Annotated in this window: 17 protein-coding genes; 11 read left to right on the forward strand and 6 right to left on the reverse strand. The window is 66.8% G+C overall.

Annotation, left to right across the window (positions count from 1 at the left end; genetic code table 11):
- Positions 1–12 precede the first annotated feature (12 nt).
- Positions 13–486: an SRPBCC family protein gene (locus ACNO8X_RS25885; protein WP_418003317.1), complete on the reverse strand. Its 474-nt coding sequence runs from the start codon at positions 484–486 to the stop codon at positions 13–15.
- 40 nt (positions 487–526) lie between these two features.
- On the opposite strand from ACNO8X_RS25885, the gene ACNO8X_RS25890 reads away from it, so the two are divergent.
- On the forward strand, positions 527–1,570 hold the full coding sequence (locus ACNO8X_RS25890; RefSeq protein ID WP_418003318.1) for a zinc-binding dehydrogenase: 1,044 nt from the start codon (positions 527–529) through the stop codon (positions 1,568–1,570).
- A gap of 92 nt (positions 1,571–1,662) precedes the next feature.
- Here the strand turns inward: ACNO8X_RS25890 and ACNO8X_RS25895 are convergent, their stop codons facing one another.
- Positions 1,663–2,712: a dihydrodipicolinate reductase gene (locus ACNO8X_RS25895; RefSeq protein ID WP_418003319.1), complete on the reverse strand. Its 1,050-nt coding sequence runs from the start codon at positions 2,710–2,712 to the stop codon at positions 1,663–1,665.
- Positions 2,713–2,851: 139 nt separating this feature from the next.
- Between ACNO8X_RS25895 and ACNO8X_RS25900 the strand changes: the two genes are divergently transcribed.
- Complete coding sequence (locus ACNO8X_RS25900; protein ID WP_418003320.1) at positions 2,852–4,045, forward strand: lipid-transfer protein; 1,194 nt, start codon at positions 2,852–2,854, stop codon at positions 4,043–4,045.
- Between the two features lie 74 nt (positions 4,046–4,119).
- Here the strand turns inward: ACNO8X_RS25900 and ACNO8X_RS25905 are convergent, their stop codons facing one another.
- Positions 4,120–4,725 (reverse strand): TetR/AcrR family transcriptional regulator, encoded by a 606-nt coding sequence (locus tag ACNO8X_RS25905; protein WP_418003321.1) that lies wholly within the window; start codon positions 4,723–4,725, stop codon positions 4,120–4,122.
- 62 nt (positions 4,726–4,787) lie between these two features.
- On the opposite strand from ACNO8X_RS25905, the gene ACNO8X_RS25910 reads away from it, so the two are divergent.
- A complete protein-coding gene (locus ACNO8X_RS25910) occupies positions 4,788–5,618 on the forward strand; it encodes an alpha/beta fold hydrolase (RefSeq protein WP_418003322.1) in 831 nt (276 codons plus the stop codon).
- Between the two features lie 11 nt (positions 5,619–5,629).
- Here the strand turns inward: ACNO8X_RS25910 and ACNO8X_RS25915 are convergent, their stop codons facing one another.
- Positions 5,630–7,258, reverse strand: coding sequence for a fatty acid--CoA ligase (locus ACNO8X_RS25915; RefSeq protein ID WP_418003323.1), 1,629 nt, complete (start codon positions 7,256–7,258; stop codon positions 5,630–5,632).
- Between the two features lie 100 nt (positions 7,259–7,358).
- Here ACNO8X_RS25915 and ACNO8X_RS25920 point away from each other — a divergent pair, with 100 nt between their 5' ends.
- Positions 7,359–7,676 carry a hypothetical protein gene (locus ACNO8X_RS25920; RefSeq protein ID WP_418003324.1) on the forward strand — a complete coding sequence of 106 codons (318 nt, stop codon included), beginning with the start codon at positions 7,359–7,361 and terminating at the stop codon, positions 7,674–7,676.
- A gap of 55 nt (positions 7,677–7,731) precedes the next feature.
- Here the strand turns inward: ACNO8X_RS25920 and ACNO8X_RS25925 are convergent, their stop codons facing one another.
- Both ACNO8X_RS25925 and ACNO8X_RS25930 read right to left on the reverse strand, forming a co-directional pair.
- The gene (locus tag ACNO8X_RS25925; protein ID WP_418003325.1) at positions 7,732–8,703 is read right to left on the reverse strand and encodes a hypothetical protein; all 972 of its coding nucleotides are present in this window, start codon (positions 8,701–8,703) and stop codon (positions 7,732–7,734) included.
- Positions 8,704–9,257: 554 nt separating this feature from the next.
- Entirely contained in the window at positions 9,258–10,589 is a 1,332-nt protein-coding gene (locus ACNO8X_RS25930; protein ID WP_418003326.1) for a cation:dicarboxylate symporter family transporter, read from the reverse strand.
- A gap of 117 nt (positions 10,590–10,706) precedes the next feature.
- On the opposite strand from ACNO8X_RS25930, the gene ACNO8X_RS25935 reads away from it, so the two are divergent.
- The 7 genes from ACNO8X_RS25935 (at position 10,707) to ACNO8X_RS25965 (ending at position 17,531) form a co-directional block, all read left to right on the forward strand.
- A complete protein-coding gene (locus tag ACNO8X_RS25935; RefSeq protein ID WP_418003327.1) occupies positions 10,707–12,269 on the forward strand; it encodes an ATP-binding protein in 1,563 nt (520 codons plus the stop codon).
- Positions 12,266–12,955, forward strand: coding sequence for a response regulator (locus ACNO8X_RS25940; RefSeq protein ID WP_133763382.1), 690 nt, complete (start codon positions 12,266–12,268; stop codon positions 12,953–12,955). The genes ACNO8X_RS25935 and ACNO8X_RS25940 overlap by 4 nt, the downstream gene beginning before the upstream one ends.
- Before the next feature lie 31 nt (positions 12,956–12,986).
- On the forward strand, positions 12,987–13,715 hold the full coding sequence (locus tag ACNO8X_RS25945) for a DUF3060 domain-containing protein (protein WP_418003328.1): 729 nt from the start codon (positions 12,987–12,989) through the stop codon (positions 13,713–13,715).
- A 69-nt stretch (positions 13,716–13,784) separates the two neighbouring features.
- Positions 13,785–14,348 (forward strand): hypothetical protein, encoded by a 564-nt coding sequence (locus tag ACNO8X_RS25950; RefSeq protein WP_043987781.1) that lies wholly within the window; start codon positions 13,785–13,787, stop codon positions 14,346–14,348.
- Positions 14,345–15,670, forward strand: coding sequence for a Dyp-type peroxidase (locus tag ACNO8X_RS25955; RefSeq protein WP_418003329.1), 1,326 nt, complete (start codon positions 14,345–14,347; stop codon positions 15,668–15,670). The genes ACNO8X_RS25950 and ACNO8X_RS25955 overlap by 4 nt, the downstream gene beginning before the upstream one ends.
- Before the next feature lie 8 nt (positions 15,671–15,678).
- Positions 15,679–16,692, forward strand: a complete 1,014-nt coding sequence (locus ACNO8X_RS25960; RefSeq protein ID WP_418003330.1) for a hypothetical protein — start codon at positions 15,679–15,681, stop codon at positions 16,690–16,692.
- Positions 16,689–17,531 (forward strand): bile acid:sodium symporter family protein, encoded by an 843-nt coding sequence (locus ACNO8X_RS25965; protein ID WP_418003331.1) that lies wholly within the window; start codon positions 16,689–16,691, stop codon positions 17,529–17,531. The genes ACNO8X_RS25960 and ACNO8X_RS25965 overlap by 4 nt, the downstream gene beginning before the upstream one ends.

The following is a 17,531-nucleotide window of genomic DNA, read 5'->3' on the forward strand; positions in this document are numbered from 1 at the left end:
ACCGTGGGACTGTCATCCCACCAGGAGGTCAGAAAGATGCTCGAGTGACCGGCCCGCGTAGCCCTTCCACAACCGGCCGAACGCCGGCAGCAGCGGAGCGGTCGCCGCACTGCGCCGGTGCAAGGTCCAGCGCCAGGTGATCTTGGTACCGGTGCCGGCGGGTTGAAACAGCCATTCGCCGTTGACGCCGCTGATCAGCGCGGCCATCGGGCCGGTGATGTCGGACAGGGTGTAGCCGAACGAGTGCGGCTCATTGAACGACGTCAGCGTCTCGGCCATGCTGCCACCGCCCTGCAGCAGAATCGTGCGGGTCTGCCCGACCGCGTCCCAGATGCCGGTCTGGTCACGAACCGCCTTGATCGGCGGGATCGGCCCGTACCACCGACAGAACAGCTCGTTCAACGGCATCGGGACCGTACCGCTGAACGCGTCAGCGACCGTGACGGGAACTGTTCGTGATTGCTCGACCACCAATGCCTGCGCCATGATGGCGATCGTAACCATCGAAGCTGACCACTGGAGTGTCATGACCTCAACGATGCGGGCCCAACGGTTCTACTCCGACACCAAAAAGGTTGTGGTGGAAGATGTTCCGATTCCAGAACCAGGCCCCGGCGAGGTCCTCGTCAAAGTCGCCTACTGCGGCATCTGCCACTCCGACCTCAGCCTGATCAACGGCACGTTCCCGTCGCAGCTCCCGGTGGTGACCCAAGGGCACGAGACGTCGGGCACCGTCGCCAAGCTGGGACCGGGCGTCACCGGCTGGGCCGAGGGCGACCGCGTCGTCGTCGCCGCCGGCAAGCCGTGCATGGACTGCGTGAACTGCCTGCGTGGCGACATGTCGAACTGTCTGCGGATCCGGCTCATGGCGTTCGCGTACGACGGCGGCTGGGCCGAGTACACGGTCGCGCAGGCCTTCGGGCTGACCCGCGTACCCGACAACGTGCCGCTGGAGCAGGCCGCGATCCTGGCCGACGCGGTGTCCACGCCGTTCGGCGCCGTGGTCCGGACCGGTCAGGTGGGCATCGGCGAGTCGGTGGGCGTCTGGGGCGTCGGAGGGCTCGGCACGCACATCGTGCAGTTGGCCCGGTTGGTCGGGGCCGCGCCCATCATCGCCGTCGACGTCAATCCGGCGGTGCTGGAGCGCGCACTGGCCGTCGGCGCGGACTACGCGTTCGACGCGCGTGACCCGGAACTGGCGGCGCAGATCGCTACCGCCACCGGAGGCCGGATGCTCGATGTCGCATTCGACGCGGTCGGCAAGGGGTCGACGTTCGATCAGGCGCTGGCGTCACTGACCGTCGGCGGCCGGTTCGTCGGTGTCGGCATGAGCGCCGACGCCCCGACGATCGGCCCCACGTCGTTCTTCAACCTGACCCGCAAGCAGGTGCTCGGCCACCTCGGCTACCAGAACGCCGACATCGGCACCCTGGCCACGCTGGTCTCCCGCGGCCGACTCGACCTCACCCGGTCGATCAGCGAGATCGTCCCGCTGGAGGACGTCGCCGAAGGCATCGCGAAACTCGATCGGGCCGAAGGCAATCCGATCCGCATACTCGTGCAGCCCTGATTCCCGCGAGCGGCCGTGTCTGTACGCCGACACGCCGTATTCCGCGTGCAATTCGCGCACGCTCGCCGCTGACGAGCGTGCGCGAATGACCGCTATCTCAGGCGCGGCGCTGCCTTCGCGCTGACGAGCGGCAGGTCCAGATAGGTGGCGATACCCGGTTCCGCGGCACACACCGCCGGCACGGAGTTGACGCAGTGGGCAGCGGTGCCGACGACGCCGGGTTCCGGTCCGTCCTCGCCCACGAGTCCCTGAAAACCCTTGATCGACACGGTGAAATCCGGATTGCCCTTGACCTCCATCTCGTAGCGTTGACCTTCGGGGCCGAAATCCCATGCGGGATCGAGGCTTTCCTCGCCCATGAACCAGTTGACGGTGACGCGGACGACGACCTCGTCGCCGACGACCGCTTCCCAGTGGAACTTGCGGGCCGCCACCTGGCCGGGCGCGATGGGTCCGAGCGGCGAGTCGATCGGTGCGGTCGCCACCGCAACCTCTTGGCGGGCAACGATCTTCGGGTCGGCGTTGAAGCCGAATTGGTCGACGCACATCCGGACAGCCTGGATGAAGCCGCTGTCCAGGAGCTTCTGCATGGGGCCCGTCAGCGCCTTGTCCGGGGTCTCACCGAACCCCATCACGTGCCGCAACACGTCGGGTGCCTCGTAGGTCCGCAGGTCCGAGAACTCTTCGGCCCGAACAAAAGTCACGCCGGTGGACATCGCCGAGAACAACAGCGGGAACTTCTCGCTGATGCCGCCGGGCGCGATGCCGGTGCCGTGCAGCGTGACGCCACCGGCCAACGCGGCCTCGCGCACCGGCGCGCCCTGCTTTTCGCTCGGGTACACCCAGCCGACCGGCGTCACCACGTTCTTGCCGGACCGCAGCAGCGCGGCGACCTCGTCGGGGTTGGCCATCAGCGGGGCGTAGATGACGGCGTCGGCGTCCAGGTCGAGGATGTCCTGGATGTTGTTGGTGGCGGTGACGCCGAGCGGCGCCGCGCCGATGATCTCGCCAACGTCCTTGCCATTCTTGGCTTCCGAATGCACCCAACAGCCGACGAGCTCCAGGTCGGGGTGTTCCAGCACGCCGTTGATCGCGGCGACGCCGACTCCGCCGGTTGCCCACTGCACGACCCGCAACGCCATGAAACCTCCCGAGGACCGGCAGAACTAGAACACGTTCTAGGTTGTATACCACCGGCTCGGCTCCGGAGACCAGACCTTTGGGGTCTTGACTAAAAGCGCCGCGCGTGACTGAACTACAGGTAGTAACGAAAGGAACCCCATGGCCAAGAATCGTGTGTTCGTCGTCGGCGTCGGCATGACCAAATTCGAGAAGCCCGGCAGTCGCGAAGGCTGGGACTACCCGCAGATGGCCAACGAGTCCGGCAACAAGGCGCTCGCCGACGCCGGCATCTCGTACGACCAGGTGGAGCAGGGCTACGTCGGCTACTGCTCCGGCGACTCGACCTCCGGCCAGCGCGCCCTGTACGAACTGGGCATGACGGGCATCCCGATCGTCAACGTCAACAACAACTGTTCGACGGGTTCGACCGCGCTTTACCTTGCCGCGCAGGCGATTCGCGGCGGCCTGGCGGATTGCACGATCGCGCTCGGCTTCGAGAAGATGCAGCCGGGCTCGCTCGGCGGCGGTGCGCAGGACCGCGAATCCCCGCTGGGCCGGCACGTCAAGGCCCTGGCCGAGATCGACGAGTTCGCCTTCCCGGTGGCGCCGTGGATGTTCGGTGCGGCCGGCCGTGAGCACATGAAGAAGTACGGCACCACCGCCGAACATTTCGCGAAGATCGGCTACAAGAACCACAAGCATTCGGTGAACAACCCGTACGCGCAGTTCCAGGACGAGTACACACTCGACGACATCCTGGCCGCCAAGATGATCTCCGACCCACTCACCAAGCTGCAGTGCTCCCCCACCTCCGACGGATCGGGTGCGGCGATCGTCGCGAGCGAGGCGTTCGTCGACAAGCACGGGCTGGCCTCGCAGGCCGTCGAGATCGTCGGCCAGGCCATGACGACCGACTTCGCGTCGACGTTCGACGGCAGCGCCGCCAACATCATCGGCTACGACATGAATGTCCAAGCCGCACAGAAGGTTTACGACCAGTCGGGCCTGGGCCCCGAGGACTTCCAGGTCATCGAGCTGCACGACTGCTTCTCCGCCAACGAACTGCTGCTGTACGAAGCCCTGGGCCTGTGCAGCGAGGGTGAAGCCCCGCGGCTGATCGACAACAACGACACCACCTACGGCGGGCGCTGGGTGGTCAACCCGTCGGGCGGCCTGATCTCCAAGGGCCACCCGCTCGGCGCGACGGGCCTGGCCCAGTGCTCCGAGCTGACCTGGCAGCTGCGCGGCACTGCCGACAAGCGTCAGGTCGACGGCGTCAACGCCGCCCTGCAGCACAACATCGGCCTGGGCGGCGCCGCCGTCGTGACGGCCTACCAGCGCGCCGAGCGCTAACCCCCTTCACCCGCGAAACGGCATTCCAGCAGGTTCGTTCTCGAACTTTTCCTGCCGGAATGCCGTTTCGGCGGTCAGGGAGTGAACATCGCGTCGACCAGGCGGCGCAGCACCTGCCGGGTCTCGCGGCGAGTCTTCTTCAGGTCCTCGGACGTGGCGATGAGCATGGCCGCCTCGTCGAGGGCCCCGATCAGTACGTGCGCCAGTGCCCGCACCGGCTGACGGGCCAGCTGGCCGGCCTTGATGGCCTCGCTGAGCAGCTGCTCGGTCATGCCGAGGCTGTAGCGCTGGGCCACGTCGCGGAAGCCCGCCCAGCCCAGCACGCTCGGGGCATCCAACAGGACCAGCTGCCGCACCTCGGGGTCGCCGGAGACCTCCAGCCAGCCGTCGACCGCGGCCCGGATGGCATCCGCCGGTGTCGTCGCGCCGGCAGCCGCCACCCACTCCCCGAGCCGGGCCATCACGTCCTGCTCCACCGCCTCCACCACGGCCAGGAAAAGCGCTGCCTTGTCGGCGAATTGGTGGTACATCGCGCCTCGCGTGACCCCGGCGGCCGTCGCGATCTCGGGCGTACCCACCTCGGCATAACCACGCTCACCCCACAGTCGCCGCGCAGCGACGATCAACGCCTCACGCGTCGCCGCGGAGCGTTCTTCCTGGGTACGCCTCTTGTTTTCCATACACCCTGTTGGTAAGTTGCGGACAGCCTGTTTGTAAATCAGTATCGAGCTAGGAGTGATCCATGTCGATCATCGAGATTAACGCCGGAACCATCCATTTCGAGGAATTCGGGCCGAAGGACGGCAGACCCGTCGTCTTCGTACACGGATACATGATGGGCGGCCAGCTGTGGCGACAGGTCGGCGCGCGCCTGGCCGCGCGCGGCCTGCGATGCATCGCCCCGACCTGGCCGCTGGGTGCGCATTCCGAGCCGCTGCGACCCGGCGCCGACCGGAGCATCCACGGCGTCGCGCGGATCGTCGCCGACACCCTGGCCGCCCTCGACCTCGACGACGTCGTCATCGTCGGCAACGACACCGGCGGTGTCGTCACCCAACTGGTCGCGGTCCACCACCCCGAGCGCATCGGCGCCATGGTGCTGACCAGTTGCGATGCGTTCGAACACTTTCCGCCGCCGATCCTCAAGCCGTTGATCACGGCCTCGCGCTCGAAGGCCATCTTCCGCGCCGGCACGCAGGTGTTCCGAATTCCGTTGGTGCGCAAGCGCGCCTACGCCGGCCTCGCCTACTCCGACCTCGATGCCTTGACCCGCGAGTGGGTGCGCAACCCACAGTCCAATCCGGCGATCGCCGAGGACCTCCGAGTGCTCACCAACTCGCTGCGCACCGAGGTCACCACCGCGGTGGCGGCGCGGCTGCCCGAGTTCGACAAGCCGACGCTCATCGCGTGGTCCGCCGACGACGTGTTCTTCGAAGTCGGCGACGGCGAGAAGCTGGCAGACCTGATCCCCCACGCTCGTCTCGAAATCATCGACGGCGCAAGGACATTCTCGATGCTCGACCGGCCGGATCGGCTCGCCGACCTCATGTCGACCCTCGCGGTGCGCGCTTGATCCCGTGAGCGCTAGATGGTGACGACCTCGTAGGCGCCGTCGGCGTACCGGGCGCGGATGGTCTTCTTGTCGTACTTGCCGACGCTGGTGCGCGGCACCTGGTCGATGAACGTCCAGCGCTCAGGAAGCCACCAGCGAACCACCTTGTCCGCCAGGAACTCTCGCAGCTCGGCGGGAGTCGCGGCAGCGCCGTCGTGCAGCACCACAGCAACCAGCGGGCGCTCCTGCCAGCGATCGTCGGGCACCGCGACCACGGCGGCTTCCAGCACGGCCGGGTGCGCGATCAGGTGGTTCTCCAGCTCGACCGACGAAATCCACTCGCCGCCGGACTTGATGACGTCCTTGGCCCGGTCCGTGAGCGTGACGAATCCGCAGTCGTCGATGCGGCCGACGTCACCGGTGCGCAGCCAGCCGCTGTCGAACTTGCTCGCGTCGTAGCCGAGGTAGTAGCTGCCGGTGATCCACGGTCCGCGAATCTCGATCTCCCCGACCGCTTCTCCGTCGTGCGGCAGCGGGGTCCCGGCGTCGTCGACGATCCGGATCTCGACGCCGCACATGGGGCGCCCCGCGGTCGCGCGGGACGCCCAGTACTCCTCGTCGGACACGTTCGGCAGCGGCTTGGCGGTGGTGGCCAGCGGCGAGGTCTCGGTCATCCCCCAGGCCTGACGGATGTGGACGCCGTACCGTTCCTGGAAGATCCGCATCATCGACACCGGCACAGCGGAGCCGCCGCAGCCGACGATCCGCAGGGACGAAATGTCGTGTCCCGGGTTCTTCTCCAGGCAGTTCATCACGTCGTTCCAGATGGTCGGAACGGCGCCGGCGATGGTCGGGCGATGGGTCTCGATGAGGTCGATCAGCGACGCACCGTCCAGGAACCGGTCCGGCATCACCAGGTCGGCGCCGGCCATCAGCGCGGCGTACGGCAGACCCCAGGCGTTGGCGTGGAACATCGGCACGATGGGCAGGGTCACGTCGTCACTGCCGACGTCCAGCGCATTGCTGGTGCACGTAGCCATGGCATGCAAGAAGCTCGAACGATGGCTGTAGACAACGCCTTTGGGATTTCCGGTGGTGCCGCTGGTGTAACACATCGCAGCTGCAGACCACTCGTCGATCTCGGGCCAGTCGAAGTCGACGGACTGGGCGGCCAGCAGTTCGTCGTACCGCAGGACCGTCTTGCCCGACGCTTCCAGCGGCCCCAAATCCCCTGCGCCGATGGCGATCACGGTGTGCACCGTGGTCATCTGCGGCAGTACCGGGGCGAGCTGGGCGGTCAACGAGAGGTCGGCGATGACGACCGAATCCTCGGCCTCGTTGGCGATGTACGCGATCTGCTCGGGTGAGAGCCGGATATTGAGGGTGTGCAGCACCGCACCCATCGACGGAACGGCCAGGTACGCCACCGTGTGTTCGGCGTTGTTCCACATGAACGTGGCCACCCGCTGGTCCCCGGTGATGCCGAGACCGCGCAACGCGTTGGCCAGCCGCCCGCACTGCTCGCCGACGTCGCCGTAGGTCACGGTGCGGTACTGCCCGCTGCCGAGCGCCGTGGTGACGGTTCGGCGGGAATTCTGCCCGGTCGCGTGCCGCATGATCGTGGCGATGGTGAGCGGGGCGTCCTGCATCGTACTGAGCATCGTGAGTTTCGCCTCTGGGTTGCTGCCGCTGGGATGTCGAGATGCTAGCCGACCCTGCCAGGTAGGAGGATGATTAGTGTTGGCACGACAGGAGAAAATCATGCGCAGGAATTGGACGCTCGCCGCAGCGATGGCCGGAGCTGCGCTGACGGTGCTGGCACCGGCGGGATTGGCCGCTGCCGAAACGGCACAGGACACGATCAACCGGCTGCAGTCCGAGGGCTATGTGGTCACGATCGACAAGCTGGGGACGGCGCCGATGTCCCAGTGCACCGTATCCAGTGTGCGCAATCCGCAGTCGACCACGCAGTGGGTGCCGTTCGCCGGACCGGTCCTGGGCCGCAACGGCAACTCCATCCTGCTGCCGCAGACCAGCAAGACCATTTCGGTGTCGCTCGACTGCACGGGCACGCACTAGCCGCACAACGCAGAACGCCCCCACCTTCACAGTGGGGGCGTTCTCTTTGGACTGATCAGACGGTCGCGGGCTCCAGCGCGCGCACCTCGTTCATGGCAACCGACTTGGTCGCCATGAACTGCGAGTAGAGCAGCGGCTTGGGCGCCTCGACGGCGACCGCGGTGACGTCACCGGCGACGTCCGCGACGTAGAGCCGAGATCCGTCGCGGCTGACGGTGACGCAGGACGGCTGCACATCAGCGGTGATGGTGTCGACGACCGCGTTGGTCTGGGTGCAGAACACCGAGACGCGGTCGTAGTCGACGACGTAGGCGCGGGTGCCGTCGGCACCGAGCACCAGCTGGGTCGGGGCGTCACCGACGGCGAAGCGACCGGTCACGCGGCCGGCGGCCAGGTCGACGACGTGCACCTCACCGCGGGCGGTCAGGTCCGAGGTCAGCACGTAGGCGGTGTTGTCCGGGCCGAGCGCCAGGCTGCGGATCGGGGCACCGATGACGATGGTGTTGCGGATGCGCGCGGTCTCGGTGTCGACGACGACCAGCTGGCTGCCCATCTCGTCGGTGGTGGCGACGTAGAGCCGGCGACCGGTGTGGTCGACCGAGAGGGCGTCGATGCTGATGGCGGCACCGGTGGCGATCTCGATGGTGCCGACGCGGTCTGCGGTGATGTCGATGACGGCGACGTCGATGTAGGCGTCACCTGCGCGGCCTGCGAACACGCGCTTGCCGTCGGGGCTGACAGCCAGGGCGCTGACGCCCGAGGCCAGCGGGTAGGCGGCCAGCTCGGCACCGGTGGCGACGTCGATGACGGCGATGCCGTCGAATTCGGCACCGGACACGGCGACGTAGGCCCGGTCATCGGTGGCGACGACCGCGAACGGTTCACCGTCGACGGCGATATCGCGGATGCTGCGGCTGCGCGGCTCGATCAGCGACACCATGTTGTCGGCGTAGCTGGTCGCAACCAACTGGCCCGCGCTCTCGGCGATGTCGGCGATGGTGCCGCGGCCAACCTGCGCGATGTCCATGGTTCCGCGCAGCGCCTGGGCGCTCGCCCGCTTCGCTTTTGCACGAGCGTTATTATTTGCCACGATCTTCGGTACCTCCGCCGGCGCGGCAACGCGCCGGTAGTCGATTTCCCGTTCGGGTGCGCCCGGATGAGCGCTGCTTTCAAGAAGTGTAGTGATCCCCACCGACATTCCGGACGGCTTCAGCGACGCCACCTCGTGAATTGAACAGGTGCTCTTAGGAGTTACTTAAGGTGCGAATTGTTATGCACTTGTTATCAAAGGTGATCGACGCTCCGACCTGGGTAAACATCAGGCAAATTCAATTTGAGCAAACACAGGCAGACCTCATTTCTGAGGGTTTCCGAACACTGTTTCCCGACATTCCCAGGCAAAGTGAGCGAAACATCACACAGCGACACGAACGCATTGAATCCCATCCGTCTCATCCGCACGATACAACTCAGGCCCCACTTCCGTTCATCAAGATCGTGACGGCCCCGGCGCCCACCTGAACTGGGCCTGATATTCGCTGTTATCGACGAGTTCACATTTTGTTCACGATGAGACAGGCGTCACACCGACGTTGCGGACGGGCTGGGGACACCCGAATCGAGCATCGTCAGTTCGTCGAACGGATCGGCGCCGTGCAACACCGCCTCGGCCTTCGCGCGGTCGAGTGTCCCGGTCCACGATCCGATCAGCACCGTGGCGACCGCATTGCCCGAGAAGTTGGTGACGGCCCGCGCCTCCGACATGAACCGGTCGATGCCCACGATGAGGCCGACGCCGTCCAGCAGGTCCGGCCGGTGACTCTGCAGGCCCCCGGCCAGCGTCGCGAGGCCGGCACCGGTGACGCCGGCAGCGCCCTTGGAGGCGACGATCATGAAGGCGAGCAGCGCCAACTGCTCCCCGATCGCCATCGGCCGCCCCATGGCGTCGGCGATGAACAGCGCCGCCATGGTCAGGTAGATCGCGGTCCCGTCGAGGTTGAACGAGTAGCCGGTCGGGACCACGACGCCGACGGTGCTGCGGTCCACGCCCAGGTGCTCCATCTTGGCGATCAGCCGGGGCAGCGCCGACTCCGACGACGACGTCGAGAAGATCAGCAGGTACTCGCGGGCCAGGTAGCGGACCAGCCGGAAGATCGACATCCGCGTCACCGACCACAGCACCACCCCGAGCACTCCGAAGACGAAGACGATGCAGGTCACGTAGAAGCCGAGCATCAGGGTCAGCAGCTGGGTGACCGCCTTCCAGCCGGTCTGGCCGACGACGCCCGCCATCGCGCCGAAGGCGCCGATCGGGGCCAGCCACAGGATCATGCTCAGCACCCGGAACACCAGTTTCTGCAGGTGCTCGACGCCCCGCAGGACGGGTTCGCCGGCGGTGCCCATCGCCTGCACGGCGAATCCGACGAGCAGGGCGATGAACAGGGCCTGCAGCACGTTTCCGCTGGTCAGAGCGGACAACAGGGTCTCGGGGATGATGTGGGAGACGAAGTCCATGAGGCCACCCGCCTCGTGCGCCTTCTGGGCCAGTTTGGCGCCCTGGCCGGTCGCCTGCGCGGACAGGTGCAGGCCTGATCCGGGGCTCAGGAGGTTGCCGACGACCAGGCCGATGGCCAGCGCCACCGTCGACATCAGCAGGAAGTAGCCGAGCGACAGGCCACCGATCTTGCCGACAGTCGCCGCTTTGCGCACCGAGCCGATGCCCAGCACGATCGTGCAGAAGATCACCGGGGTGATCATCATCTTGATCAGGTTGACGAACAGGGTGCCGAGGACCGCGATGTCCTTGCCGATCCCGGGTGCGATGAGGCCGACGGCCACACCGCCGACGACGGCGACGAGCACGGCGATGTACAGCCAGTGCGTGCGGTCGCGACGCGGCGCTTGATCAGTCATGTCGGGGAATCCTCCGGCCTCGATGGCGAAAACTTCTGCAAGGATGTTGGTCCAGAACGTGAGGCACGTCACGCATATGTTCATTTCGTTCACCGAAGTTCACAGAAGGACGCAGTGATGCGCAGTTGGCCGGCCGCGCCGCGCTGGTCTCTGGCCGGGCAGATCGTCGCGCTGCAGATCGCGATCATCATCGCGGTGGTGGCCGCCGGTAGCGCGCTGGCGTTGGTGCAGTCCCGCCGCACCAACGACGCCGCGGCCAAGCAATTACTGACCGGCATCGTCACGGCGCTGGCCGACGCCCCGTCAACAGCGGCCGCCCTGCAGGCGGGCCGGGCCACCGAGGTGCTCCAGCCCGTCACCGAAACCGTTCGGGCACAGACCGGGATCGCGTTCATCACCGTCATGGCGCCCGACGGCACCCGGTTCACCCACACCGATCCGAGCCGCATCGGCGCCCACTATCTGGGGACCATGGAGCCGGCCCTGAAAGGCCAGACGTTCACCGAGTTCTACACCGGGACGCTCGGCCGGTCGGTACGCACCATCGCCCCGGTTCGGGACGGTTCCGGACGGGTGCTGGGTCTGGTCGCCGCGGGTATCACCGAGACCACACTGACCGCACAGTGGCGCCACCAGATTCCGGTGATCGCGGCGATCAGCCTTGCCGCCCTTGCTCTTTCGTCGGCCGGCGCCTGGCTGATCCGGCGCCGGCTGCTCCGCCAGACGCACGGCCTGCGGCCTGAGGAACTACGCGTGATGTACGAGCACCACGACGCCGTCCTGCATTCGGTGTCCGAAGGCCTGCTGGTGCTCGAGAAGGGCCGCGTGGCGCTGGCCAACGACGAGGCGCGCCGCCTGCTGGCCCTGCCGCCGGGCACGGTGGCACTGTCCGATCTGCCGGAGTTCCTGCGCGCCGCTGACCCCGGCGTGCGCGACGAGGTCCACGTCACCGACGAGCGGGTGCTGGTGGTGAGCCGCTCACCGGTGTCCGGCGCCGCGGGTTCGGAGGTCGTGACGATCCGGGACCGCACCGAATTGCAAAGCACCCTGGGCGAACTCAGCTCATTGAAGGTGCTGACCGATTCGTTGCGGGCGCAGGCGCACGAAGCGGCCAACAAGCTGCACACGGTGATCACCATGGTCGAGATGGGCCGCCCGTCGGACGCCGTCGCCTTCGCCACCGACGAACTGGAGCTGTCGCAGCGACTCGTCGACCGGCTGTCCAGTGAGGTCCGTGAACCCGCGCTGGTGGCGCTGCTGCTGGGTAAGAGCGCGCAAGCCCACGAGCGTGGCATCGATTTCACCGTCACCGTGGACTCGCAATTGCCTTCGGACACTTCCTATCTACCGCTGACCGGGCAGGAGATGGTGACGGTGCTGGGCAACCTGATCGACAACGCGATGGATGCGTGCGACCGCGACGAGCCGTGGATCGAGGTGACGGTCCGCTGCGAGCCAGGTGCCGAGCTGGTGCTACGGGTGGCCGACAGCGGCTCCGGCATGGACCCGGAGACGTTCGAAAACGCCATGCGCCGGGGCTATTCGACGAAATCGGCGCCGGGGCACGGTCTCGGGCTGGCCTTGGTGGCGCAGGTGGTCAGGCGGCACGGGGGGACCCTCGAGTCGGACGTCAGCTACGGGTCGGTGGTGTCGGTGACGATCCCGGCGGTACTCACATGACCAGGGTGCTGATCGTCGACGACGACCCACTGATCGCCGAGGCCCACCGCACGTATGTCGAACGGCTGGAAGGCTTTTCCGTCGCGGCGGTGGCGCACACCGCACGCGAGGCGATGCAGTTCGCCTCCCGGGCGACCACCACCGACGAGCCCGTCGACCTGGTGCTGCTGGACCTCGGGTTGCCCGACGCCAGCGGCATCAGCCTGGCGTCGGCACTGTCCGGGCTGCGGCCGGCGCCGGACATCATCGCCATCACCTCCGAGCGCGACCTCGAGATGGTCCGCGCGGCCGTCGCGCACGGTGCGCTCGCCTACCTGTTGAAGCCCTTCACGTTCGCCGCGTTCCGCGACCGGTTGGATCGCTATCAGCGATACCGGACGGCGCTGCCGCCTGGGGTGGACGCCGCGAGCCAAGCCGAGGTGGACCGGGCGCTCGCCGAATTACGCACCGGCGCAGACAAATCCGCAGCCCCGAAGGGTGCCGCCACGCTGACCAACGACGATATCGCCCGCGCGGTGCGGGACAGTCCCGACGGGCTGACCGCAGACGAGGCCGCGAAGGCCGTCGGGGTGGCTCGGGTGACCGCGTGGCGCTATCTGGAACGGCTGGCCGACGACGGAACGGTCACGCGCCGAAGCGAATACGGCGGGACCGGCCGGCCCAAGACCCGCTACCTGTGGCGTTGAGCCGCCCCGCCGGGTGTGACAGCATCGGAACATGAGTCGCGACGACGATCCCGAGGCCCGCATCCGCGAGCTCGAACGCGCGATGAACGAACAGGCCCGGGCCTCGGAGCTGACCGAACCCGGCCAGCAGTGGTCCTCGCGTACGCCAGTCACAAGTCGGCCGTACTCCGCCCAGTACAGCCGGCCGCAGAAGCCCTGGCCGGCGCAACCGTTGCCGCCGGGGGTGCCGAGTACCGCCGCACGTCGCATGATCTTGGGCGCCGTCGTTCTCGCGGTGTTGGTGGGGCCGGTGGTGGCGGGAATCGTCTTCGTCGCCAACCTCACCGGAAAGAAGCACACGACGTTTCTCCCGCCCAGCGCCGGTCAGCAACCCAGCATCTCGGTCGCCATTCCGACCCCGGCTCATCCCGGCGACGAATCCTCGGTGGTGGTCAACGGCACCACGGTGATGTCCGGACCGGGCCTGGTCGAATTGCCGCCGCAGTCCGATGATCCCAACGCGCCCATCCAGGTCGCGGGTGTGCGCGGCCACCGAACCGTGGCATGCAACGACCGCCCGATCAACATCAGCGGGGTGTCCAACAGCGTCACCATCACCGGGCACTGCTCGACCGTCCAGGTATCCGGCATCGAGAACACCGTGACCGTCGACTCTGCCGACAAGATCGTCACGTCCGGCATGGACAACCACGTCACCTATCACTCCGGGACGCCGGACATCCCGAATCCGGGCGGGTCCAACACCGTCAGCCGCGGCTGAGTCAGCTTCCGACGATTTCCCCCGATTCGGGGGACGACGTGCGTGCGCGGCGCTCATAATCTCGTTGCCATGGCGCACAACGGAAATGACGATTGGACCCAGCCCGCAGCTCTAGCCATCCCGAAGGAGGGCTACTTCGAGCTGACCCGCGGCCGCTACGGACCGGTCTACCCGCGCACCCCGGCGTGCTACGGCTTCAACATCATCGCCAAGGTGCTCGACGGCCATGAGCAGGCGATCCGCGACTACGGCAAGCAGCTCGAGGCAGCTGTCGCCGCGCAGCCCGATGTCCTGGCCCCGCTGAAGCTGCACTACCTGCGGTGGCAGCTGTTCGACGTCGGCTCCGGCTTGCACTTCCAGTACCAGGGCATCTTCGACACCGACTTCGACAAGTACACCGAGGACGCCGTCAAGCTGTTCAGCTCGACGGGCATCACCACGGCGTTCACCCACCTGGAGGGCTTCCCGGAAGATTGGAAGACCAACCCCGAGGCCTTCATCATGTTCGTCCGCGAGCACCAGGTGCCGAGCTTCCTGGAGTACGGCGAGTACCCGTACGTCACCTCCGTCGAGGTCAAGAAGGCGCTGCGACTCAAGGCCGCGTTCTCCGAGATGTTGGACCAAATGCAGTGACAGCCCTCGAATTCGACGACATTCAGCACATCATGCTGACCGGGACTCCCCATCTGACCGGTCGGTACGAGTTCCTGACCTTCGACACCCCCGAAGCCGGGCAAGCCTGGCTGGCCGAGATGGTTCCCCTCGTGCAGTCGGCGACCGATGTCCGCAAGACGGTCAACATCTTCAAGCGGTGGGTCAACCTGGCGTTCACCTGGAATGGGCTGCGCGCGTTGGGACTTGACGAGGAGACGTTGGCCACCTTCCCGGCTGAATTCCGGGAGGGCATGGCCGCGCGCGCCGACATCCTCGGAGATACCGGCGCGGCCGCACCCGAGCACTGGCTGGGTGGGCTCGCGGGCGACGATCTGCACGCGATCGTCATCCTGTTCGCCCGGGACGAGGACGAACGGGTGCGATGCGTCGGCGAACACGACGCGCTGCTGGCCCGCTGCCCCGGCGTCCGGTCGCTGTCGCATCTGGATCTGGCGGCCACCGCGCCGTTCGAGTACGACCACGATCACTTCGGGTACCGCGATCCGGTATCGCAGCCGCAGATGCAGGGGTCCGGCGAGGAGCTGATTCCGGGTGCGGGTGGGGCGCTGGCACCGGGCGAGTTCCTGCTCGGCTATCCGGACGAGGAGAGGCTGATATCGAATCAGCCTGCGCTCGAAGCTCTTTCACGCAACGGTAGTTTCATGGCGTACCGCCGGCTGGAGGAGCATGTCGAGGTCTTCCGCGACTATCTGCGGCAGAACGCCGAGGACGCCGAGAGCCAGGAGCTGTTGGCCGCCAAGTTCATGGGTCGCTGGCGCAGCGGGGCTCCGTTGGTGCTGGCCCCTGAGCACGACGATCCCGAACTTGGTGCGGATCCGATGCGCAACAACGATTTCGACTACGGCACCATGGATCCGCACGGCTACAAATGCCCGCTCGGCTCGCACGCGCGTCGGCTCAATCCACGCGATACCGAGCCGAATCCCAATCGGCGCAAGCTGATCCGGCGCAGCGGCACGTACGGGCCGGCACTGCCGGAAGGCGTGCCCGACGACGGCGTCGAACGCGGCGTCGGGATGTTCCTGATCTGCGCCAGCCTGGTGCGGCAGTTCGAGTTCGCGCAGAACGTGTGGATCAACGACGCGGCGTTCCAGGAACTCGGCAACGAACACGACCCCATCTGCGGCACCCAGGACGGCACGCTGGACTTCACGATCCCGAAGCGGCCGATTCGCAAGGTACACAAGGGGTTACCGGCATTCACCACGCTGCGCGGCGGGGCGTACTTCTTCTTGCCCGGCCTGAGCGCACTGCGTCACCTCTCGACTTTGAAGAACTAGGAGAAATCATGGCATCGACACAGCCCTACGCCCGCACCTACAACCAGGCGCACATCACCCGGTCGCACAACGGCAACCGACGCGTCAGCATCTACTGGTCGTGGAGCTACCCGTGGGAGGCGCAGCGCGACCCGGCGCTGCTGTACAACCGGTTCTCCACCATGACCGAGGTACGCGCGGCGACGTGGCCGGCGTACGAAGGCCCCGAATACAGCCCGCGGAACTTCCTGCAAGGCGTCGACGGCACGTTGGAGCTGTTCCACCGCTCCTCCTTGGCCTTCCAGGACGTGGCCGGGGAAGCGACCGGGCATCCGGTGGCGGTGTTCCAGCGAGTCGATCAGGCCGGCTACCGGCTGCCGATCGATGAGCGCATCCTGAACGACACCGACACTCTCATGATCTTCGGCCTGGACCACCTGCTGGGCGACGAGGACGCCGCCCCGGAAGAGATCGCCGCGATCCAGCAGTGGCTCAAGCGCGAGGGCACGTGCCTGATGCTGGCCCCGCACCACGACGTCGGCTTCACCGACGACAAAGAACAGCAACAGATGGAGTACCTGCACCACGGCGACCCGCTGACGCCACGGATCCAGCGGTTCAGCGGTTTCGCGCGATCGCTGCTGACCGGGCTGAACATCCCTGTGCACAACACCTGGGGCCTGCGCCCCGCGACGGTCGAGGGCACCAAACAGATTGTGCCGCTTACCGCTTTTCGTGATCTGGATTCGGCCGGCCTGCTCCGGGACGTCACCACGCTGGCCCTGCATCCGCATCTGCCGCACTACGCACTGACGGCTCCGGAGAGCACGGAGCTTCGGGTGCTGGGCCGGCAGCTGATCGACCAGACCCGGCCGCACCCGTTCACCCTGGCGGGCAACACCGAGTTCAACGCGCTGATCCACATGCCGCCGAGCGGTGACCGCGCGGGCGACATCGTGCTGGTCGATTCGACGCACTTCACAACCCTGTTCGGCGCCAGCGACAGCCTGAAGTCGTTCTGGCGCAATCTGGTGACGATGTGACGCTGAGCGACCTGGCGGCGCGCGGTGCCAACATCGCCGTCGTCCTGTTCGTGGTGTCCAGCACCCTGGGCGTCGGGCTGAGCCTGACCCCGGCCCAGATTCTGGCACCGCTCAAGGACATTCGGGTGGTGAGTCTGGCCCTGGTCGCCAATTTCGTTGCGGCGCCGCTGGTTGCCTTCGGGCTGTGGCGCCTGCTGGCCCTCGACGAGCCGCTGGGCGTCGGCCTGCTGCTGTGCGGACTGGCGGCGGGTGCGCCGTTCCTGATCAAACTCGCCGAGTTCGCCAAGGCCGACGCGGGTTTGACGGTGGGCCTGATGGCGCTGCTGATGATCACCACGGTGGCTTACGTGCCGATCGTGTTGCCGATCTTCCTCAAGGGGTCGGAGGTCGATCCACTCGCGATCGCGTCGTCGTTGGTGGTCCTCATGCTGATCCCCTTGGCGATCGGGCTGCTCTGCCGGAAGCAGGCTCCGGCGGTGGCCGCGCGGATCAGGCCGGCCATCGGGCTGCTCAGCACCGTCAGCATGGTGCTGGTGGTCGTCCTGACGATCGTCGCCAATTTCCGGGAGGTGCTGTCGGTGTACGGCACCCGTGGCATCCTGGCGGCCATCGTCTACACCGCAGTGTGCGCCGGAATCGGTTGGGGTCTGGTGTTTTTCAGCACCACCGCGCGGCCGGTGCTCGCATTGGGCACGGCACAGCGCAATGCGGCGGCGGCCTTCGTGGTGGCCGGCCAGAACTTCGACGATCCGCGCGTCACGGTGATGATCACGGTGGTGCTGATCGCCGAGTTCACGATGCTGATCCCGTTCGCCCGGTTCCTGGCCCGCAAAGCCTGA

Origin of the sequence: Mycobacterium sp. PDNC021 (assembly GCF_048282635.1) — a bacterium.
Classification (GTDB): Bacteria; Actinomycetota; Actinomycetes; order Mycobacteriales; family Mycobacteriaceae; genus Mycobacterium; species Mycobacterium llatzerense.